The following is a 21,140-nucleotide window of genomic DNA, read 5'->3' as shown; positions in this document are numbered from 1 at the left end:
ATCATCCTATGATTTAAAACGCATTTTTTTAATCATAGCATTCGATTAATCGAGTAAATAACGATGCTATGTAACAGTTTGACATTTGTATTCTACTTTATTTTCTTTTATTGTGAACACCATCTAGAATACATGCTTTAATAACTATTTATCAGTGTAAGACACTAAGTATAAATTATCAGTTTGATCACATTCTTTTTACTACTTTTACTTATTTGTAGGTTTACATATTATGGCCGCTTTAGCCGATTTACAACAGCATTTAACACGTTTTTGGGCGCTGCCCTATCATGAAGATTTGGCATTAGATGCCAAGCTCAAAGACGTACAATCATGGCAACAAACACGGATTAAACACACGCACAGCGACCTCTTTGAACAGCCAAAAAACCAACTGATGGCAGATTATTTTCTAACGCAGCTATACGGCGGTGATGAGTTCAAATTACTGGCCAAGCAGCTAGCACGCATTCTACCTAAAGCTCAAAAACTTGAGCGCCTAGCTAAAGAGTCTGCGTTAGAAGCAGGGAGCATGGGTATCCAAGCGGCGATTTTAGCGATTGAGCTAGACTTGCATTTGGCTCAATGGCTGGTCGCTGCAGCGTTACCAGTTAATGAAGAGAATATGCTTGCTGCGTATCGTGCTGTCGATGAAGCTGACGAGCGCCGAGTACAGATTCGTAACCTAAAAGAGGTCTGCTACCGCACTGATAAGCACTTGAACTCGTTTATGCTCAAAAAAGCCTTTGCCCTAGCTAAAGGCACTGCGTATCGCTATAACTTTCAGCCACTTTACGACTTCATTGATACAGGGTTTAAAGCCATGAAACCGCTCAAAAGTGTGAGTGATTTTATTGAGCCTTTTTGTGAGCGTGAGCTGATAATTATTGACCAAGTCCATGATACGGATAATGGCGGTAAGCCAATGACGTTTGGTGTATCATAGGATACATAATACAACTGAGTCACCGCCACCTTATATCTCTTAGAAAGACAATCATAAAAATGAATGATAGGACAACACCATGACCGATACTGCAAATAATAAAAATACGCATCTCAACCAACCAACGACAACCAACGGTCATTTACAAGATCAGCTGGTAAAAGATAGTATCGCCAACAATCAAAACATCACAGCCCAAGTCCTAGCAGCACAAACTGCTAACGTAGAGACACTGCCAACAGCCAATGTAAACACACACAGTAATAGCGTCAAAAGCAATGACTTCACGCAAGTCCAAGACTTACCAACTGGAACACCACAAGGCCAACAAACCACTATGCCAACCAATGACACCATCGATAATAGCCATAGCAAAGTAGAAAGTGTCTCTGCAAAGGTAGAAGCAGCCAAACAAATGCTTTTTAACCAGCGTGATGACATCAACAATCCACATACGTCTGATACTGATGGCGCAGAAGAAACACATTTTGGTTATAAAACAGTTAATAAAGCAGAAAAACAGGCGCGCGTGGCGGATGTCTTTACCTCTGTCGCCAAAAAATACGACATTATGAATGACCTAATGTCTTTCGGTATCCATCGTCTATGGAAGCGTTATGCCATAAGCTTATCAGGTGTGCGTTCAGGTCAACATGTGCTTGATATCGCGGGCGGTACTGGAGATTTGGCCAAAGTCTTTAGCCGTGAAGTCGGTAGAAACGGCCACGTAGTATTATCAGATATCAACGCGGCCATGTTAGAAGTGGGTCGTGAGCGCCTAATCAATGCGGGCTGTAATAACGTTGATTTTGTCTTGGCCAATGCTGAGACACTTGCACCTTTTGATGATGAAAGCTTTGACTTAGTAACTATTAGCTTTGGTCTGCGTAATGTCACAGACAAAGATGCTGCGTTAAAAGCCATGTATCGCGTGTTGAAGCCGGGCGGTCGTTTATTAATACTAGAGTTTTCAAAGCCTGTCTTTGAACCATTATCAAAAGCGTATGACCTATACTCTTTTACCGCGCTACCACTGATGGGTAAAATCATCGCCAATGATTCAGAAAGCTATAAGTATTTAGCAGAATCGATTCGCATGCATCCTGATCAGCAGACACTCAAGCAAATGATGCAACAAGCGGGCTTTGAAAATTGTGATTATCATAATTTAACTGCGGGTATCGTCGCTGTGCATCGTGGCTTTAAAGCGTAACGATAAAGTACGATTAGTAAGACCTTATTGAGCCTGACACGACTATACTATGCGCTGATGCAGCTAATGCAAAGGCGCTCATTTAACAATGCGAGAGCCTTATGCTGACTGTCCTCCTATTAGCTGGTGCCGAAAAGCTGATCAATCTTGCCATTGCTAGTGATGAGATTACCAAAGCAGGTCTAGCACCACTTGCTGGCAAAGTGTTACGACTGAATATGGGCATGCCTGAAATCAATCTAGATGTGCTGTTTACTCACGAGCGTTTACGCTTTGAGCCTGTCACGACAGAGAGCGTGTTTGAGCCAAGTGGCCAAATGAATGAGCGCCAAAAAGCCAGTATGGAACGGGCACGTCTGGGTCACAGTCAGCCAGACTGTACCATTACTGTAGAAAACCCCGCTCAACTGCTCAACCTGATGCGCGGCACTGAGGGCAATCTACCTATCGCTGGTGACTATAAAGTGCTGATGCAGCTCAAACAGTTGGTCGCAGGATTTGATCCTGACGTAGCTGGACAACTTGAGCCATTCATTGGTAAACCAATGGCGAGTCAGTTGCATCTGCTTATCTCGCAGCTCAAAGGTAGCTGGCGTCATGGTGCTAAGCGTGCTTTCAACGATGTCAGTGATTGGGCAAATGACGTAGCAGGTAATAGCTCTCCTAATCCTGCTGAGACGGCGGAAGTAAATGACCTCAAGCAACAACTCCTAAAGCTACGTGCTGATGTCGAACGTGAAGATGCCAAACTCGCGGCTATCAAGGATGAACAGGTACGTTTCCTTAATAACTCATTTCATCAATAGGCAATCGCTACGCCTACCCTATTTCTGACTTTATTTAGAGTACATATATCTCATGCTATTATCTCATCGCGCCCGTTTATTTGAGCTTTGGCGTATCGCCGCTACGTATCGCATTGATACCCATTTTTCGGTCGAAGAAGCACCGCAGCTGCAACCTTTAGCACGTCTAATTCGTATGCATCCAGCTGCTTGGGGTAAAAAGCATCAACCAAATGCGATTAAATATGCGCTTGAAGATATGGGTACGCTGTTTTTAAAACTTGGACAACTGCTCTCTACACGTCGTGATTTAGTACCGCCTGAGATTATTGAGCAACTGGTTCAGCTACAAGACAAAGTCAAACCGTTTGACGCTGATATTGCTGTCGCTCAAATTCAGGATACTAAGGATGGTTTTGGGCAATCTATCGAAACACTATTTGCACGCTTTGACATCAAACCGCTTGCCGCCGCTTCTATCGCTCAAGTTCATACTGCTGCACTACATGATGGCCGTGAAGTCGTGGTCAAAGTGGTTCGTCCTGATATCCGTACCACCATTGTTGCTGACTTTGAGCTACTACGTGAATTAGCCAACTGGGCATCTGCTCGTATCGAAGCGGCTCGTGCCATACATATTATTGATATTGTCGAAGACTACCGTCAAGTCATGCTTAACGAGTTAGATTTAACCCTTGAAGCAGACAATACTACTCAAATGCGTAATAACTTCTTGGGTTCAGCATTGATGTATGTACCTGAAGTTTATGATGCTGCCAAAAATGTGATGGTGATGGAGCGTATTCAAGGCGTTCCCATCTCGCAGGTTGAGGTTTTTGACCAACTTGGTTATGACCGTGCGGCACTGGCCAAAAAAGGCTTAACGATATTTTTTACCCAAGTATTTCGTGATAACTTCTTTCATGCTGATATGCATCCGGGTAATGTATTCGTAGAGACGCCGCCAGTTCAAACACTACATGCAGGTATGGCAGCGGTCGATTTAGGTCATGAGCCACGTTATATCGGACTAGATTGTGCCATCATGGGCACTTTATCGAAGGACGATCAACTCATCGTCGCGCGTATGCTGTTGGCAGTCATGAATGACAACTTTACGGCAATGGTTGATATTGTAAGCCGAGCAGGTTGGATACCACCAAATACTGACAAACACGCCTTGATGCGCGATATGAAGCGCACTGTCGGCCCGATGTTAAAAAAATCCATTAATGATATCGATTTTGCTGGCGTACTAATGCAGATTCTAGACATTGCACGCCGTCATCATATGAGCATTCCACCGCAACTCATGCTATTGCTGAAAACATTGGTACATGTTGAAGGATTGGGTCGCGACTTATATCCTGATCTTGATATCTGGTCACTTGCCAAGCCAATTTTAAGCAGTTGGATCAAAGAGCAGCTAGACCCTATGCGTAACTTACAACAGCTTCGTCAGCAATTACCCGAGATATTACTGTCTACCACTGATATTCCCAAGTTACTAGACCAAGGCTTACAAAGCCTTGCTTCACAAGGATCACGCCAAGACAGTCAACTGCGAGAGATACAGCAAATTCGTGCTGACATGCTCAATGACCGTCGCCGTGACTGGCTAGCACTGGCAGGGTTTGCTATATTTATTGCTATTGCTACGCAAGTCATCGGCTGGCTATCACCTATATTTTATATACTGGCTGTGTTGGTAGTTGTTTGGCGTATATTGGCTTAAAGACCAGCTTTATTTTTTATTTACTTAGTTCAGAAAAAGCCTCGTAACTTTAGACTCAAACAAAGAAATGCACCTGCTTTTAATGAGAAGCAGGTGCATTTCTTACGCTAAATACTGAATACTGAATACTGAATACTGAATACTGAATACTGAATACTGAATACTGAATACTGAATACTATAGCATCTGATCAATCGCCATTTGAGTCAATACGCGACCACGTGCCGTACGTAACACATAGCCTTGTTGAATCAGATACGGCTCAATCACATCTTCAAGCGTGCCTCTATCCTCCGCCATGGCTGCGGCCACCGCTTCGACTCCAGCAGGTCCACCATCAAAACGCTCATGTAATATTTCGATATAACGTCTGTCTAAATGATCGAGACCACGTCTATCAACGGCCAGCATATCCAGCGCACTGCCCGCTATCGCACCATTGATACTGCCATCACCCCTGACTTCAGCATAATCACGAACACGGCGCAATAGACGATTTGCAATCCTCGGTGTACCACGCGCACGACGGGCAATCTCGACTGCGCCATCCTCACTCATAGGCACACGCATCAAACGTGCTGCACGACTGACAATCGTCGTTAGGTCAGCGATATTATAGAACTCTAATCGTTGTACAATACCAAAGCGATCACGTAGTGGTGACGTCAACAGCCCTGCTCTGGTGGTCGCTGCCACTAAGGTAAAAGGTGGTAAATCAAGCTTGATAGAACGAGCAGCAGGCCCTTCACCAATCATAATATCCAGCTGAAAATCTTCCATTGCTGGATATAATATTTCCTCAATAACTGAACTCAATCGATGAATTTCATCAATAAAGAGTACGTCACCCTCTTCTAAATTGGTCAGCATGGCTGCCAAATCACCTGGACGCTCAAGCACTGGCCCTGAGGTCGAGCGTAGATTACCACCCATTTCACGAGCAATAATATTAGCAAGCGTGGTTTTACCTAGACCTGGCGGACCAAAAATAAGGGTATGATCTAACGCTTCATTACGACCTCGTGCTGCACCAATAAATACTTCCATTTGCTCACGTACGACTGGCTGGCCAATATATTCAGCCAATAGTGCTGGTCGAATATTGGAATCAGGAGCATCCCCTGCGCCTTCTAGCGGATTAATCAAACGATCTTGCATCATAGTTTTTATCATTATATTAATAAATTAGGTAATAAACAGCATAACCAAACGCCACCTATAAGTCATGCAAAACATCAAAAGTTATCTGCCAAAACGAAAATAAGCGACAATTAATGTCGCTTATTTATTCGATATGTATTGATACACTCATTAATAACAGCAGCCAAAACTACTTAAACATTGATAGCTGTTGTAGCGTGGCTTTTAACAACCCTTGCGTATCTGCAAAGACATCACCGTTACTTTTAGCAGCTTTAATGGCTAGCTGGGCTTCTTTTTCTTTATACCCCAAACTAATCAGAGCGCCTTCTACTTCAGCGATGATATTGTCTTCGGCAGAAATCTCAGCAGGCTGAATAGCGAATTCTAAATTGCTATTATCCACTTCAATATTTTTCAGTTTGTCTTTTAGTTCAATCAGCAAACGTTGCGCCGTTTTTTTACCGATACCTGGAATACGAGTCAGGGCTGTCTCTGAATCCTGCTCAACGTGCATTTTGAGCTCAGCTGCTGACATCGCAGACAACATAGCCAATGCCATTTTTGCCCCAACGCCATTGATTTTAATCAACTGACGAAAGACATCTCGCTCTTTGCGATCGATGAAGCCATAGAGCAGCTGCGCATCTTCACGCACATGAAAATGCGTCCAAATACTTGCCTGCTCATTGAGATGTAGCTGACAAAATGAAGGCAATGGCAGCTCAATATCATAACCAACACCAGAGGTAGTCATGATACAAGCGGTTGGTGCCATTAAATATTGCACTTGTCCGGTAATCAATCCAATCATCATTCACTACCTCTTACATAAGCCATCGTATAAAGAATATCAGCATAAAGAACATCAGCTGCCATGTTATTGTTCGCGACTTTTCACTAGACAAATTTTACTGGTAAAAGTTCACCATACCTTCAAGGCTAGTTGGACGAATTTTATGCGCTTGACCTGCAGAACCAAAAGCTTCAAAACGATTGGTGCAGATGTCTGACATTGCGACCATAGATGCTTTGAAATATTTACGTGGATCAAACTCGCTCGGATTTTCTGCAAGAAATTTACGAATAGCACCTGTTGAGGCCAAACGTAAATCTGTATCGATATTGACCTTACGGACACCATGCTTAATCGCTTCAACGATTTGCTCCACAGGTACACCATAAGTCTCACCGATATTGCCGCCATTTTCATTGATGACTTTTAGCCACTCTTGCGGTACTGATGATGAACCATGCATGACCAAATGCGTGTTAGGAATACGGGCATGAATCTCTTTTACACGTTCAATAGACAGGATGTCACCTGTAGGTGGACGCGTGAATTTATACGCACCGTGGCTCGTACCGATAGCAATAGCTAGCGCATCGACGTTGGTGTCTTTAACGAACTGCTCAGCTTCGTCAGCACTGGTCAATAGTTGCTCATGATCCAATACGCCTTCTGCACCAGAGCCGTCTTCTTCGCCTGCCATACCAGTCTCAAGACTGCCCAAACAACCGATTTCGCCTTCTACAGACACACCGCAAGCATGCGCCATCTTAACGACTTCACGAGTCACGCTAGCATTATAATCATAATCCATCGGCGTCTTACCATCTTCGCCCAGTGAGCCGTCCATCATCACTGATGAAAAACCAAGCTGGATTGAACGTTGGCAAATCGCTGGTGACATGCCATGATCTTGATGCATAACGACTGGAATATGTGGCCACTCTTCGATAGCAGCAATAATCAAATGACGCAAAAATGCTGATCCTGCATAACTACGTGCGCCAGCGCTGGCTTGGACGATAACAGGTGAATCACAGGCATCTGCAGCCATCATAATTGCACGCATCTGCTCTAGGTTATTGACGTTAAAGGCAGGAACACCATAGCTGTGTTCAGCGGCATGATCTAGAAGTTGACGTAAAGATATTAAGGCCATAAAGCGCTCTCTGATTGAGTTTTGAATAGTATTTTAAAAATAGCTCTTGAAATGATGGCTTTAAAAGCCATTAGCAAAAAGCATTGCTTGATAACAGTAACAGCACTGCCAATCAGCATAATAGTTAATCATTTCAGGACAATGAATACGCGATGATTATAACAAAAATTGCTCTGTCTTCGTAGTCGTTGCCTGACTATTTGTTTATATGTTTAGTCTATGCTTTATTTTAGCAAATTCTGCAAGGAGTCAGCTCATGTATTGGTTTCTATAAAAAATTTAAGTTAATCATAAAAATGCAAAAAGCCTTGGTAATCACCAAGGCTTCTCTAATATATCATGAGGGCTTATAATACAAAAACCTATGTTCGTTACTAACCTATTAATTTATTCAATCAATAGCGCGTCAATAAGTCAGTAATGAAGCGACCTATTACTTAGCTTGTTACTTAACTTAGTACTGTTGCTCAGCGTCAACAGCGATGTCGTCTGCACCTTCAGCAACAGCAGTAGCGCCTTCAGATACCGCAGAAGCAGTACCTTCAACGACAGTACTAGTACCTTCAGCGATAGCATCACCAGTGTTTTGCAATGCATCTGTAGCAGCTGCACCAGCAGTTTCTGCGCCTTCGGTAACTTCAGTACCAGCATCTTGAGCAGCCGCTTCAGCGTCAGCAGCAGCCGCTTCAGCGTCAGCAGCAGTCGCTTCAGTTTCAGCAGAAATGTCGTCAGCAGCAGACTCAGTAGTCGCTTCAGCGTTTTCTTCTGTCTGTTGGCTACATGCAGTAACTGCAAAAGTACCAGCAAGTACGCTAGCAAGTAACAAATGACGTTTTAACATAATAAACCTCTCGTAAATAAGACATGTCAAAATACATGGTGGCACTATTTTATAGAGTGCAAATGAGACATGCAATAATAATTTTAAGTATATAGATAAATAATAATGACTTAAGGATCAACGGCTATGGCTTATAACTGGTCTGAAGACAGACTAAAAAAGCGATAGCCATCACATTATGTCGATAGCCTACATGAGATACTTAACTTTAGTTGTACGTCTAATGTTACCAAACGGCTAGGTAGCATCGACTTAATTAAGCGTCAATTTGCAGAGCAGCAACCGCTGGGAGCACCTTACCTTCTACAAATTCCAAAAACGCACCGCCGCCCGTTGACATATAGCTGACACCATCAGCAATTTGATATTTATCGATCGCTGCTAATGTATCGCCACCACCAGCAATTGAAAAGCCTTGGCTAGCTTTAACAGCATTTGCCACTATATGCGTACCTTGGCCGAAAGCATCTACTTCAAACACACCCACTGGGCCGTTCCACAAGATCGTTTTTGCATTGATAATCGCATCGGCAAGCTGCTTTGCGCTCTCTGGTGCAATGTCCAATATCATGTCATTGTCACCAATCGCATCGACAGACTTAATCGTCGCCGTGGCTTGTTGTAACGAGCCAGTAAAGTCAGCGAAGTCGATATCATTTTTATCAGCGACTACGACGTACTCAGGTAATAAAATCTCAGTTTTACTCATGATGTCACGAGCCGTATCTACTAAATCTGCTTCATACAATGACGCGCCAACACTATGACCTTGAGCCGCCAAGAAAGTATTGGCAATACCGCCACCAACAATAATCTGTGTGCATACTTCTGCCAAACTGTGCAAAACTTCTAATTTCGTCGATACCTTCGATCCACCAACAATAGCCAACATCGGCTGAGCTGGGGTCTCAAGCGCTAGACTCAGTGCATCAAGTTCAGCAGCTAATAGAGGGCCTGCACAGACTGTTTTGCTCGCTTGACGCATAGCTTGAGTAACGCCTTCTGTTGATGCTTGCGCACGATGTGCCGTACCAAAAGCATCCATCACAAATACATCGCATAAATCTGCGTATTTTTTTGCTAAAGCGGCATCGTTTTTCTTTTCGCCTTCATTGAAACGCACGTTTTCTAGTAGTACGACTTCACCAGCTTTAATAGAAGCACCTTGCGTCAAATAATCACGATTCAAGCTCACTGGTGCTGCTAGTTTTTCGCTTAAGTAGTCGGCAACAGGTGCTAATGAATATATTGCTTCAGGACTGCCTTCAGTCGGACGTCCTAGATGTGAGCAAATGATAACAGCAGCCCCTTTTTCTAAAGCCATCTTTATAGTAGGTAGGCTTGCTTGCAGACGAGCAGCACTCGTAACTTTACCATTTTTGATAGGTACGTTTAGATCTTCTCGAACTAACACGACTTTATCCGTCAAGCTCAGCTCACTCATACGCAAAAAATTCATTACCTGCTCCTATGCATCAATCTATTGGTTAATTTACGGTTACTATTGCTATGACATGTGTTATGACATGACTTTTATAAAAGAAGATGACCAACTGTTGTCTATATTGATCTTCATATTTTTGAGTTGATCTTTACCTTTGTGATAATTTTTTATATTTGTTATTCGATTATCAACATATCTGTTTAGGCAAAAATTAACGGCGGTGCATTCTACCAGTTTTCTTTCAAAAGCTCATGTGGAACTTGCCAAAAACTTAACGCTTACTCTTTGAACCTTGTTAAAGAGCCAGTAACATTTTGTGGTGGTACTTAACCGTCAGCATCTCTACGATAGAAGTGTGGATAATAAAAATAAACTATTAGGAGAGTACAATGACCATCAACTTAGATATTGCAAAACAGAATCTCTTAACATTAAAAAACGAGTATGAGACTCGAATCGATAAAATTGAAGACCACATTAAAAACCCACAAGACGATCTCAATGAGCATTGGGACGACCAAGCCATCTCATATCGTCAAAATGACATGCGCAAAAACCTCATGGGTGAAGCTCGTCAAAGTTTAATTTATGTCGATAATGCCTTAAGCCGTATCGAAAACGGTACGTACGGCGAGTGTGAGGTATGCGGCAAGCAGATCGAAGTGCAACGTTTAGAGGCCTTGCCATACGCCACACTATGTATGGAACATGCTGAATAACATTTGGCTTCTATTTTCAATAAATAGACTATAAAGCAGGTTTTTCCCACTCAGAAAATACCTGCTGCCACTGGTGGCAACGTTCAGCGATTTGTGTGACTGGTAAATCCATAATATCGCCTACTACCGCGACATATTCAATAGGCAACCCTGCTAGAGTCGAGACATTTTCAGCCGTTAAACCACCTATCACACACATATCTATGCCTTGCTGACAACCGGTAACAAGCTGCTCATGGGATACAATATCGGCATTTGGTTTAGTTGTAGAAGCAAAGACTGCGCCCATTGCAGCGTAACTTGCGCCATCACTTTTTGCTTCTTTAACTAATGCTGATTCACGATGACAAGTACGGCCAATAATTTGATTGGGTGCTAAAGACTGCTTAGCATCACTAACATTGCCATCTTTTTGACCCAGATGCACACCGACACCAAGCTTAGCCGCCAAGTCAATATCATCATTTATGACAACTGGAACGTTGTACACATTGGCCAAATCAACGATCTGTAGCGCCTCGTCGTACAGTTGCGACTCGCCATCAGGTAACGCGAGTATTTTCTTGCGTCGGATTTGTAGTAGCGCAATTAATCCGGTTGCCAATGCTGCTTCTAACTTCTGATACAGAAGTGAAAACTCATCGTCGTTGGTCAACAAGTATAACTGCGGCATTAAAAAATTTGATGACTGAATCATATAATGTATCCGTAATTTCCACACAATAAAAAAGCTGTTATATCACATAACAGCCTCTTTACAACTACCAAACTAATTGAAAATACCAAAACAATAAGCTTACACCGTGCGACGTGTCGCTAAACTGTTCAGAATATTTTTGGCATCACCCCAACGTGTGGCTGAGCTGTTCGCCCCTAAGATCACGATAATCGCTGGACGGTTATTCACGCGCGTTTCCATCACGACGCAACGACCCGCTTCGTTGATAAATCCTGTTTTTGAGATACCGATTGGATAACTGCCATCACGGACCAAACTACTGGTGTTATTGGCTTTATAGGTACGGTTACCACTGGAGTAGTTTGAGACAAAAAAGTCATAGCTCTTAGTGGTAGAGAAACGACGAATCACATCGTAATTACCAGCAGCACGTACCATTTTTACAAGATCTTTTGGAGAAGCGACGTTGCGCTTATCAAGTCCTGTTGGATCACCGAAGAAAGCGGTCGTCATGCCTAAGTCTTGAGCCTTACGGTTCATCGCACGCATAAAGGCACTATAACCACCTGGATAGTTACGCGCTAGACTTTTTGCAGCCGGATTTTCTGATTTCATCAATGCCATTAATAAAATTTCAGCACGATTCATACGATCGCCAGACTTTAGGTTCGAGCTTGCACGCTTAGGACCAACGAAATCTTCTGGATCAAGGGTAATCTCTTCACGCATGTCGAGACCGGCATCAAGTACAACCATGGCAGTCATTACTTTAGTAATACTGGCCATTGGACGCGCAACATCAGCATCTTTTTCGTAAATAGACTCACCAGTCTCTGCATCGATAACAGCGACACTACGAGAGTCAGTGCTGATAGGAATCATATCACTACTACCAAATGAACCGCGGTAAGTGGTATTGTAACTATTACTACTACCGAAACTATTAGAAGTCGTTGTACCAGAACCATTATCAATTTTTTTGATAGTAGAGCTGTTAGACTTGTACATGATATTACGTGCTTCAGATAGACTGTCCGCACCGCCCCAACTCATGCGTGCGCTAGAGCCGTTGTCAGCGCTACCATTAATCGTAAGTGCGGCTTGTGCAGCACTGCCCAAACTCAATGAAATCATAGCAGCGATTAATTGCTGTTTGGTTAATGGTAGTTGCTTCATTATGCCCCCTGCTGTCGTTATCACGCCAGTTATACACTGCCTGACGCCACAAACGTACGTAGCCTTTATGGATGTGTTTATGAGTACTCATATAGAGTTTTTGTATTTTTAGTGTATCATGGTTTGCATTTAAGTTTAATCTCTTAGAATGATTTAATGGTTCATTTCCGTCTAATACAAATTTCGCTACATCTACTTGATACTATAGAAACATTGCTTCACATTTAAGAAACATTTCTAGTTTCGAATAAAGCGATTATTCATATTTTGTTATGTTAAGTAGCAGTAACAACACAATATATTAACAGTATATTGTGTTTCCAAATTGAAAAATGGCTCAAATGACTTGAAATCATTTGTCATTCAGCATCAGTCAAAATCTTCATTCTGACAAAAAATAAAGAGTATCGTTATGATTAAAGTATTGGTAGTAGATGATCATGATTTGGTAAGAATGGGTATTAGCCGTATGCTATCAGATAGTGTCGACATTGAAGTTGTCGGCGAAGCTGACAGTGGTGATATGGCTATTAGGCTGGCTAAACAGCTGCGTCCTGATGTGATATTACTTGATGTCAACATGCCTAATATTGGTGGGCTAGAAGCAACCAAGCGCTTAATTCAGCTTGATATAGGAGTTAAAATATTAGCCGTTAGTAGTATGTCAGCACAGCCTTATCCTTCAATGCTCATCAAAGCAGGTGTTAATGGTTACATCACCAAAGGTACACCACTCGATGAGATGATAAGAGCGGTCAAAAAAATCTATCAAGGCGGACGCTATTTTAGTCAAGATGTTGCCGAACAATTGGCCGATGTTCTGTTATCAGATAATGCCAACTCACCATTCGACTTATTAAGTGACCGTGAAAAACAAGTGGCCATGATGGTAGTTAACTGTCAAAGCCCTCAACAGATAGCCGATCAGTTATTCGTCAGTGTCAAAACCATCAATACGTATCGATATCGCATTTACGAAAAAGTCGGTGTAGATAGTGATGTCAAATTGACTCATTTGGCCATTCGTCATGGTCTTATCCAACCATAAACCATTTAGCCTCCCTTTCTTTGCCATGGTCAACTTATGAAGTCTGCTATTACTCATTATCTGCATCAAGATGAAACTCTTCCGCTGATACAATTACGTAGATTAGGGCTAATCTATAGCAGTTACCGCTTCATCGTTGGCCTATTTTCTATGTTAATGGTGTATATCACGGCTCAAGCTGGCAACATCATCTCTCTACCAAGCTTTCTGCAACAAACTGTCCTTAGCTTTTATATTCTACTGAGTTTAATTTTGCTGGGACTGTTTTATGTCGTACATCAAAAGATGCGACGTCAACTGGCCTTTGGCTTGGTCTTAGATGTTATTATATTGAGCTTATTGCTTTACACAGCTGGTGCACCTGATTTACAGCTGACCATGCTGTATATGGTGGTAGTCGCAGCCAGCTTTATGCTATTACACAGCTCACAAGCCTTAGTTATTACGCTACTTGCTATTATTTTTGTCATTTATCAGCAATTTTTTTATGCCATTGCTAATAGTATGAATTTGGCCAATTTAGGTAATGCTTTACTTATGTCCGCCAGCTTTTTGGCAGTTGGTGGATTGAGTTGGTCGATCTCCTATCGTTTAGTACAGCTAGAAAAAGTAGCCGCGAGTCATGCCAAAGAAGTAGCGCGATTGAATGTCATCAATCAAGAAGTCATCACGCAAATGGCTAATGGTGTCATTGTCATCGACAAACAGCATGTCGTGTTAGCTAACCTTGCCGCTCATCAATTACTTAGCCTTCCTTATAATGCATCAATATCATTGCCAAGCGTATCTGACGAAGCAGATATTAGTACACGACATGATAGCTACACCGAACTATTAACCAATTTTGAGCAACAGCTTAGCAAACAGCATACACAGCTCTTGCATGCCTGTTTGTCAGTCTCAGTAGGTCAATCGTGCACCTTTACGTACGACCTGCCTGCAGTAGCAAATGCTTCTATATTCGGTAAACTACGCGTACATATCATTCCATTAAAGGATGGTAGCAAACTAATAATGCTAGAAGATTTACGCCGTGAGCAAGCCAGTGCCCAACAGTTAAAGCTAGCATCTTTAGGACAGTTAACCGCCAGTATTGCTCACGAAATAAGAAACCCTTTGGCGGCTATTTCTCAAGCCAGTCAGCTATTAATGGAAGATGTGACAGAAATTGAAGAAAGAAATACCGCAAGTGAAAACACAGCGGTTAGCAACTCAAATGTCGACCTGTCCGGTAATTATGAGCTTTATAAGATGATATTTGCGCAAACAAAACGCGTCAATCGTATTATAGAAGATGTATTAAAACTGTCGCGCCAGCAAGCAGCCAGTCAACAATCGATCGTATTGGCTGAGTGGATGCCAACATTTTTAGAAAATTATTTTCAAGGACATGACATTTTTTTACGAGTAAAAACGCAACCTACCATATCATTCGACACTCATCAATTAGAACAAGTTTTGATCAATTTAATCAATAATGGCCTACGTTATAGTAGCTATGCTCATCCTCATGCTTATGTAGAAATCGAGATTTATTGTGCCGACAACGATGTTATAATCGATGTTTTAGACGATGGTGCTGGCGTGAGCGCCGAAAGTTTAGAACATTTATTTAATCCGTTCTTTACTACAGATCAGGCAGGTACAGGCTTAGGACTGTACCTATCACAAGCATTTTGTGAGGCCAATCAGACTCGTTTGCTTTATATTCCTGAGCATAAGAAAACATGCTTTCGCTTGATAGCGCCTTCTGCCAATGCTAGTACGTATGGCACAATGCATAAAACAACGTGAATAAAAGCGTTTTGTAAATAGCAGTCTTATCCTGTGGCAAGACTTTTACCATTGAGTTATGTTTATTTTAAGGTTTACTATTTATTTTTTTAATTCTATATAGTCAGTTGTAAGATAATTTAGATACAAAAAGGGCGAGAGAAAGTACTACAAACAGTAGACTGAACGCTCCTGACATCGTACCTGAATTATATAGGACAGACTATAGCTATTGAACACAATGAGATAATGTATGACAACAACCGCGCTAGTCGTCGATGATGAAGTAGATTTGTGCCGATTAATGCAAATTACTTTGACCAAAATGGGCATCAAAAGTGATGTCGCATATACGTTGTCACAAGCAAGATCATTCTGGAAAGACAATGACTATGATTTTTGCTTGACCGACTTAAACCTCCCTGATGGGTCAGGGTTAGAGTTAGTAAAAGAAATAAGTGACAGCTCTAGCACTCCAATAGCTGTGATTACCGCCCACGGCAGTATGGATCTAGCGATCGAGGCACTCAAACTTGGTGCTTTTGATTTCGTTAATAAACCCCTTGAGCTGCCGCGCTTACGCCAACTGGTCGAAAATGCCTTAAAGGTTATACACCAAGACCATGTAGCAAGTGCTACACCTGAATCCTCACCTGAGCAAAAAATGTTGGATAGTAGGCTCATCGGTAATTCTGCCGTGATGCATCCTCTGAAAAAAACTATTTTAAAACTGGCACGCTCACAAGCACCTGTTTTTTTATCAGGCGCATCGGGTACAGGTAAAGAAGTGGTTGCTAGACTGATTCACGACTTAAGCCCACGTAGAGATGGTAGCTTTGTACCAGTGAACTGCGGTGCAATACCTTCAGAGCTCATGGAGTCAGAATTTTTTGGTCACAAAAAAGGCAGCTTTACTGGTGCTGTCGCTGACAAACAAGGACTGTTCCAACAAGCAAATGGTGGCACGTTATTTTTAGACGAGGTAGCAGACTTGCCGCTCGCAATGCAGGTAAAACTACTGCGTGCCATTCAAGAAAAAACAGTGAGAGCGATTGGTGATACCAAGGAAGTGCCGGTAGATATTCGTATATTGTCCGCAACCCATAAAGACTTAAGTCAATTGGTACAAGATGGCGCATTTCGACAAGATTTGTACTACCGTATCAATGTGATTGAACTAAAACTCCCTACTCTAAATGCACGTCGTGACGACATACCTGTTTTAGCTGAGCATTTTTTAGCAATGATTACCAATGAATGGCAGTTAGAGACGCCACCATCATTGACTAATGAGGCTTGCGAGCGCTTGCAACATCATGACTTTGCGGGCAACGTCCGTGAGCTACGTAATATCCTTGAGCGAGCCGTGACTCTAGCAGAGAGCTCACAAATCGACGTCAATCACTTAGGTCTTACAGATATTGATGTCAATCATGCTCAAATACCAGAACCTGAGTTAAACGATAAGACAGTGGGTGCAACGCTAGAGGCGGGTGAAAAAACCATCCAACCAACAAATGAAGCAATAGCACCGCAGATCCAACAAGTAACAACCAACTTGCACCCTTATCGCACTAGCACTCAGCACTTCCCTGCTATGAGACAGCGCTCATCAGTCAATCAAACAGAAATACTGAACCCTACAACATCTCATAATAATGAAGAGTCCACCAACCCCAACTCTACCCAGCAAGAAAATAGTGAAAAGGTCAATCTAAGCGAGTTATCTGATGGACAACTGCCCATTCAAGGGCTAGAAACTTACTTGCAAGAGCAAGAACAGCAACTGATTATTACTGCGCTTAAAAAAACCGGATGGAACAAAACTCAGGCAGCCGAACTATTAGGTACGACTTTTCGCTCTTTACGCTACCGCATGAAAAAATTAGAAATATCTGAGGATGAATCTGAATCATAAACCTTCATATATTTGATTCAGTTCAAAAGAGAGTCAAGGCAACCGAGTGCAGATTTATATGGGATACTTCAAACGAGGTTTACGCTTTCACTCTTTTATAGAGGATTGACTATAGTAATGATTACACTATAGCCTACCTATAATGAGTAGCGCTTAGCCAGCTGCCTTCGACCTATAACGCCTTGTTATTTTCAGTAGGCTTTCGGACAAAACGAATACCTGAACCTAACTTTTGTGCTTGTAGTATCTCGAGTGCCTGCTGCTCCCATGTGCCCTCATTGCCTGACAATGTGACATCAGGCTTTACACCGATACCATCTATCTTTTTGCCTGATGCTGTCATATAGTTAGCAACTGTCAATTTAACGGCTTGCTCATCATTGAGTGGGATAACTGACTGCACTGACCCCTTGCCATAGCTGACCTCACCAGTAATAGTGGCTCGCTTTTGTGCTTGTAAACTACTGGCCAGCACCTCTGCCGCTGATGCCGAATATCTATTTTGTAAAACAACAACTGGCAGTGATTCGAATAAGGCGGCACCTTGAGTCGATAGAGTCCGTGTCTCACTTTGACGAGCTTTCACTTGTACCACATCAGTATCAGTCATGAATAAACTGGCAACGCTCACCGCTGACGTTAATACACCACCTGGATTGTCACGCATGTCTAACAAAATACCAGATACGGGTGCCTCCAAATCAATCAAGCTTTCCAATAATTTTTCACGGCTGTTATTTTGAAAAGCAGGCAACTTAATAACGGCAATACCATTGATAAGCTTTGCTTCAACGATTTGAGGGTGACTATTATTACGCTGTAAAGTAGTGGTATGTTTGCGGCGACCAGCTCTCGAGGTTACGATATCCACTTGCGTACCCGCAATCCCTGTCAGGAGTTGCTTGATATCGTTACTTTCTTTATTAGCATCCAGTTTAAGATCGCCAATTTGATGCAAATAGTCACCGACAGCGATGTCTTTTTTATCAGCAGGTGAGTCATCATCGACGTCTGTAACTACCCAGTAGCCAGCCACGGGCTGATAAGTAACTTTGATACCGACATCGCCCACATCACCTTCTGTAAAAGCACGTAGGTTTTCGTAAGCCTCAGCATCTAAAAACTCAGCATGACTGTCAAGCTTGGTCAGCATACCACTCATCGCATTGCTAAATAGCTCTTCATCATTCACCGTATCTACATATTCACGGCGCACTAAATCCACTACTGCAACGAACGTCTTAAGCGTCTCTGGAGAAATGGCATTCAGTGATACTTGTGCAACGTCAGACGGGATACTGGTATCGATATCATCCGTATCGTCAGTTAAAGCACTTTCATCTGGCACACTATCTATTGAGTCATCCGCATCGTCTGCAGCTTCAAGCATATCCGCAATATCTGATAAATTATTAGTGTCATTTTTGGCCGCTATCTCATCATCATTTAAACTGATAAGTTGTAGGTTGGCTGTAGGGTTACGTGCATCGTTCTCAGGCAATATTGCTGCCTGTGCATACACACTAAAAGTACTCAATCCCAGTAAACCTATCATTAATACAGGCTTAAAAAAAGTCGGTGTGGCAGATAGCTTCAGCGTTGGTTTACCCAATCGCTTAGAGACAGACGATCGCACATAATAGATAGGATGCATAAGAGAACTCGTTTAAATAATAGAATGTATCGTCAATCCTCTATAAAAGAGTGACAGCGTAAACCTCGCTTGAATTATCACATATACATCTGCGCTCGGTTACCCTGTATCTCTTTTAAACTGAATCAACTATATAACGTTATTATTATAGATATATTTATTAAACATGCCTCATAACATAACATCAAGCGCATGCTTAAAACTAGAATAGTATTGCAAATATTTTAGGCCAAATGTATCAAAAAAAGGAAAGATATTAGATATCTTTCCTTTTCTAGTGTGCAACAACTTTAATTTCTCACAACGACAATCTGCTATCAGAATACGAAGGCTAAAATCTTTTAATTATCAATTACGATACTGGTAATAACAAGCTTTCACCCGTCATTTCAAGTGGTGCTTCAATATTCATCAGTGCCAAAATAGTCGGTGCGATATCGCTTAGTTTACCGCCATGACGCACTTTTAACTTTTTGTCACCAACATAAATAAAAGGTACCAGCTCAGTGGTATGTTGAGTATGTACTTGACCGCTGTCATAGTCCTGCATCTGCTCACAGTTACCATGATCGGCCGTGATTAACATATCACCTCCAGCTGCTCGCACTGCCGTCGCCACACGACCCACACATACGTCTAACGCCTCTACCGCTTGTACAGCAGCATTGAATATACCCGTGTGTCCAACCATATCCCCATTGGCATAGTTCACGACCAATACGTCATATTTACCAGATTCAATCGCTTCTACCAACTTATCTGTCACTTCAGGCGCACTCATTTCAGGCTGCAAATCATAAGTGGCCACATTTGGAGAAGGGACTAAGATACGTGTCTCACCGTTGTATTCATCCTCACGGCCACCACTAAAGAAAAATGTCACGTGAGCGTATTTTTCGGTCTCTGCGATACGCAGCTGTGTCTTACCTTGATCTTGCAGATATTCACCAAGAGTATTAGTCAATGATGTTGGATAATACGCAATACTGGTTTTTGAGTTATCCGCTAAAATGTCTGAATATTTGGTCAGCATCACAAAAGCTGCCAATCTAGGTTGTTTATTACGTGCAAACCCAGAAAACTCATGATCCGGTAGTACAAAGGCTTGTGCAAGTTCACGGGCACGGTCAGAACGGAAATTCATAAAAATTAAGGCATCATTGTCATCGACCGTGTATGGCACTTCATCACGTCCAATCACAGTCGTAGGACTGATAAACTCATCTGTCTCACGTGCTTTATAAGCGGCTTGTACAGCACCGTCAGCTCGGGTCGACAAGCGATCAGCCTTACCTTCCGTGATAAGCTCATAGGCCTTTTGTACGCGATCCCAACGATTGTCACGATCCATCGCATAATAACGACCGATAATACTCGCAATCTGTACTCGACCACCTTCATAATGCTCATTGAGCTTACCGATATGCGTACGTAAACGATTGATGTATTTATCAGCAGACTTTGGCGGTGTATCACGGCCATCTAAAAAGCAATGCACAAAGACGTTTTTGGCACCATGGACAAGTGCTGAATGGCACATCGCCTCGATATGATCTTGGTGCGAATGTACACCACCGTCCGACAACAGCCCCATAATATGCACGTTGCCACCAAGCTCATTTGCCGCTTTTACGGCATTTACTAGTGCTTCGTTTTTATAAAACTCACGATTACTCACTTCACTTGAAATACGAGTTGAATCTTGATAAAGAACACGGCCAGCACCCAAGTTCATATGCCCAACTTCTGAGTTGCCAAATTGACCGTCTGGCAAACCAACGTCTTCTCCTGAAGCAGATATCAATCCGTGTGAATACTGCTGATAAATCTTATCAAGATTTGGCATATCGGCAGCAGCAATTGCGTTGTCCTTATCGTCTTCACGATGCCCAAAACCATCTAATATCATTAAGACATGCGGTGTTTTTTTATTGTTATCGCTGTCTTTTTTATTATTGAGTTGAGCCTGACTATCGTTGATAAATTCTGATTGTTGGTGATTATGGGTCATGAATTACCGCTCCTCAAGTGAATGAACGCCTATGATGCTGTACTAGGATGTTTAAAGCCCTCTATATTAACACACATCTCAAAATAGCTGAAAAATCGCTATTTTTAAC

At 42.3% G+C, this 21,140-nt stretch carries 17 protein-coding genes; 8 read left to right on the top strand and 9 right to left on the bottom strand.

Annotation, left to right across the window (positions count from 1 at the left end; all coding sequences use genetic code 11):
• Positions 1–232 precede the first annotated feature (232 nt).
• The 4 genes from ACZW67_RS03285 (at position 233) to ACZW67_RS03270 (ending at position 4,679) form a co-directional block, all read left to right on the top strand.
• Positions 233–946 carry an FFLEELY motif protein gene (locus ACZW67_RS03285; protein ID WP_110922632.1) on the top strand — a complete coding sequence of 238 codons (714 nt, stop codon included), beginning with the start codon at positions 233–235 and terminating at the stop codon, positions 944–946.
• Between the two features lie 415 nt (positions 947–1,361).
• Complete coding sequence (gene ubiE / locus ACZW67_RS03280) at positions 1,362–2,159, top strand: bifunctional demethylmenaquinone methyltransferase/2-methoxy-6-polyprenyl-1,4-benzoquinol methylase UbiE (RefSeq protein ID WP_465182145.1); 798 nt, start codon at positions 1,362–1,364, stop codon at positions 2,157–2,159.
• A 101-nt stretch (positions 2,160–2,260) separates the two neighbouring features.
• A complete protein-coding gene (locus tag ACZW67_RS03275) occupies positions 2,261–2,965 on the top strand; it encodes a ubiquinone biosynthesis accessory factor UbiJ (RefSeq protein ID WP_465182137.1) in 705 nt (234 codons plus the stop codon).
• Positions 2,966–3,017: 52 nt separating this feature from the next.
• Complete coding sequence (locus tag ACZW67_RS03270; RefSeq protein WP_465182136.1) at positions 3,018–4,679, top strand: ABC1 kinase family protein; 1,662 nt, start codon at positions 3,018–3,020, stop codon at positions 4,677–4,679.
• A gap of 177 nt (positions 4,680–4,856) precedes the next feature.
• On the opposite strand, the gene ruvB is transcribed toward ACZW67_RS03270, so the two are convergent.
• From ruvB to ACZW67_RS03245, 5 genes are all read right to left on the bottom strand, one after another.
• Complete coding sequence (ruvB, locus tag ACZW67_RS03265; protein WP_197132062.1) at positions 4,857–5,837, bottom strand: Holliday junction branch migration DNA helicase RuvB; 981 nt, start codon at positions 5,835–5,837, stop codon at positions 4,857–4,859.
• Between the two features lie 172 nt (positions 5,838–6,009).
• Entirely contained in the window at positions 6,010–6,633 is a 624-nt protein-coding gene (gene ruvA, locus ACZW67_RS03260; protein WP_201593008.1) for a Holliday junction branch migration protein RuvA, read from the bottom strand.
• A gap of 97 nt (positions 6,634–6,730) precedes the next feature.
• Positions 6,731–7,768 carry a class II fructose-bisphosphate aldolase gene (gene fba, locus ACZW67_RS03255; protein ID WP_197131567.1) on the bottom strand — a complete coding sequence of 346 codons (1,038 nt, stop codon included), beginning with the start codon at positions 7,766–7,768 and terminating at the stop codon, positions 6,731–6,733.
• A gap of 454 nt (positions 7,769–8,222) precedes the next feature.
• Positions 8,223–8,609, bottom strand: coding sequence for a hypothetical protein (locus ACZW67_RS03250; protein ID WP_465182135.1), 387 nt, complete (start codon positions 8,607–8,609; stop codon positions 8,223–8,225).
• A 256-nt stretch (positions 8,610–8,865) separates the two neighbouring features.
• Positions 8,866–10,068, bottom strand: coding sequence for a phosphoglycerate kinase (locus tag ACZW67_RS03245; protein WP_465182134.1), 1,203 nt, complete (start codon positions 10,066–10,068; stop codon positions 8,866–8,868).
• 374 nt (positions 10,069–10,442) lie between these two features.
• On the opposite strand from ACZW67_RS03245, the gene ACZW67_RS03240 reads away from it, so the two are divergent.
• A complete protein-coding gene (locus ACZW67_RS03240; protein ID WP_197216897.1) occupies positions 10,443–10,772 on the top strand; it encodes a TraR/DksA family transcriptional regulator in 330 nt (109 codons plus the stop codon).
• A 28-nt stretch (positions 10,773–10,800) separates the two neighbouring features.
• On the opposite strand, the gene ACZW67_RS03235 is transcribed toward ACZW67_RS03240, so the two are convergent.
• Both ACZW67_RS03235 and ACZW67_RS03230 read right to left on the bottom strand, forming a co-directional pair.
• On the bottom strand, positions 10,801–11,469 hold the full coding sequence (locus ACZW67_RS03235) for a thiamine phosphate synthase (RefSeq protein ID WP_465182133.1): 669 nt from the start codon (positions 11,467–11,469) through the stop codon (positions 10,801–10,803).
• A 99-nt stretch (positions 11,470–11,568) separates the two neighbouring features.
• Positions 11,569–12,627, bottom strand: a complete 1,059-nt coding sequence (locus tag ACZW67_RS03230; protein WP_465182132.1) for a D-alanyl-D-alanine carboxypeptidase family protein — start codon at positions 12,625–12,627, stop codon at positions 11,569–11,571.
• Positions 12,628–13,039: 412 nt separating this feature from the next.
• Between ACZW67_RS03230 and ACZW67_RS03225 the strand changes: the two genes are divergently transcribed.
• From ACZW67_RS03225 to ACZW67_RS03215, 3 genes are all read left to right on the top strand, one after another.
• A complete protein-coding gene (locus tag ACZW67_RS03225) occupies positions 13,040–13,675 on the top strand; it encodes a response regulator (protein ID WP_465182131.1) in 636 nt (211 codons plus the stop codon).
• Positions 13,676–13,711: 36 nt separating this feature from the next.
• The gene (locus ACZW67_RS03220) at positions 13,712–15,469 is read left to right on the top strand and encodes a sensor histidine kinase (RefSeq protein ID WP_465182130.1); all 1,758 of its coding nucleotides are present in this window, start codon (positions 13,712–13,714) and stop codon (positions 15,467–15,469) included.
• Between the two features lie 232 nt (positions 15,470–15,701).
• Positions 15,702–17,366 carry a sigma-54-dependent transcriptional regulator gene (locus ACZW67_RS03215; RefSeq protein ID WP_465182129.1) on the top strand — a complete coding sequence of 555 codons (1,665 nt, stop codon included), beginning with the start codon at positions 15,702–15,704 and terminating at the stop codon, positions 17,364–17,366.
• Positions 17,367–17,538: 172 nt separating this feature from the next.
• Here the strand turns inward: ACZW67_RS03215 and ACZW67_RS03210 are convergent, their stop codons facing one another.
• Both ACZW67_RS03210 and gpmI read right to left on the bottom strand, forming a co-directional pair.
• Positions 17,539–19,020, bottom strand: a complete 1,482-nt coding sequence (locus tag ACZW67_RS03210) for a S41 family peptidase (RefSeq protein WP_465182128.1) — start codon at positions 19,018–19,020, stop codon at positions 17,539–17,541.
• 352 nt (positions 19,021–19,372) lie between these two features.
• Entirely contained in the window at positions 19,373–21,031 is a 1,659-nt protein-coding gene (gpmI, locus tag ACZW67_RS03205) for a 2,3-bisphosphoglycerate-independent phosphoglycerate mutase (RefSeq protein WP_465182127.1), read from the bottom strand.
• Positions 21,032–21,140: the final 109 nt, after the last annotated feature.

The organism is Psychrobacter sp. TPE 89C, from assembly GCF_055522395.1.
Note: the sequence above shows the minus strand (reverse complement) of the source record. Positions and strands in the feature narration are given on the sequence as shown.

Bases quoted from the DNA above. Each gene is read 5' to 3' on its own strand.
- ACZW67_RS03285 (WP_110922632.1), top strand. From the start codon at position 233: ATGGCCGCTTTAGCCGATTTACAACAGCATTTAACACGTTTTTGGGCG.
- ubiE (WP_465182145.1), top strand. From the start codon at position 1,362: ATGCTTTTTAACCAGCGTGATGACATCAACAATCCACATACGTCTGAT.
- ACZW67_RS03275 (WP_465182137.1), top strand. From the start codon at position 2,261: ATGCTGACTGTCCTCCTATTAGCTGGTGCCGAAAAGCTGATCAATCTT.
- ACZW67_RS03270 (WP_465182136.1), top strand. From the start codon at position 3,018: ATGCTATTATCTCATCGCGCCCGTTTATTTGAGCTTTGGCGTATCGCC.
- ruvB (WP_197132062.1), bottom strand. From the start codon at position 5,837: ATGCAAGATCGTTTGATTAATCCGCTAGAAGGCGCAGGGGATGCTCCT.
- ruvA (WP_201593008.1), bottom strand. From the start codon at position 6,633: ATGATTGGATTGATTACCGGACAAGTGCAATATTTAATGGCACCAACC.
- fba (WP_197131567.1), bottom strand. From the start codon at position 7,768: ATGGCCTTAATATCTTTACGTCAACTTCTAGATCATGCCGCTGAACAC.
- ACZW67_RS03250 (WP_465182135.1), bottom strand. From the start codon at position 8,609: ATGTTAAAACGTCATTTGTTACTTGCTAGCGTACTTGCTGGTACTTTT.
- ACZW67_RS03245 (WP_465182134.1), bottom strand. From the start codon at position 10,068: ATGAATTTTTTGCGTATGAGTGAGCTGAGCTTGACGGATAAAGTCGTG.
- ACZW67_RS03240 (WP_197216897.1), top strand. From the start codon at position 10,443: ATGACCATCAACTTAGATATTGCAAAACAGAATCTCTTAACATTAAAA.
- ACZW67_RS03235 (WP_465182133.1), bottom strand. From the start codon at position 11,469: ATGATTCAGTCATCAAATTTTTTAATGCCGCAGTTATACTTGTTGACC.
- ACZW67_RS03230 (WP_465182132.1), bottom strand. From the start codon at position 12,627: ATGAAGCAACTACCATTAACCAAACAGCAATTAATCGCTGCTATGATT.
- ACZW67_RS03225 (WP_465182131.1), top strand. From the start codon at position 13,040: ATGATTAAAGTATTGGTAGTAGATGATCATGATTTGGTAAGAATGGGT.
- ACZW67_RS03220 (WP_465182130.1), top strand. From the start codon at position 13,712: ATGAAGTCTGCTATTACTCATTATCTGCATCAAGATGAAACTCTTCCG.
- ACZW67_RS03215 (WP_465182129.1), top strand. From the start codon at position 15,702: ATGACAACAACCGCGCTAGTCGTCGATGATGAAGTAGATTTGTGCCGA.
- ACZW67_RS03210 (WP_465182128.1), bottom strand. From the start codon at position 19,020: ATGCATCCTATCTATTATGTGCGATCGTCTGTCTCTAAGCGATTGGGT.
- gpmI (WP_465182127.1), bottom strand. From the start codon at position 21,031: ATGACCCATAATCACCAACAATCAGAATTTATCAACGATAGTCAGGCT.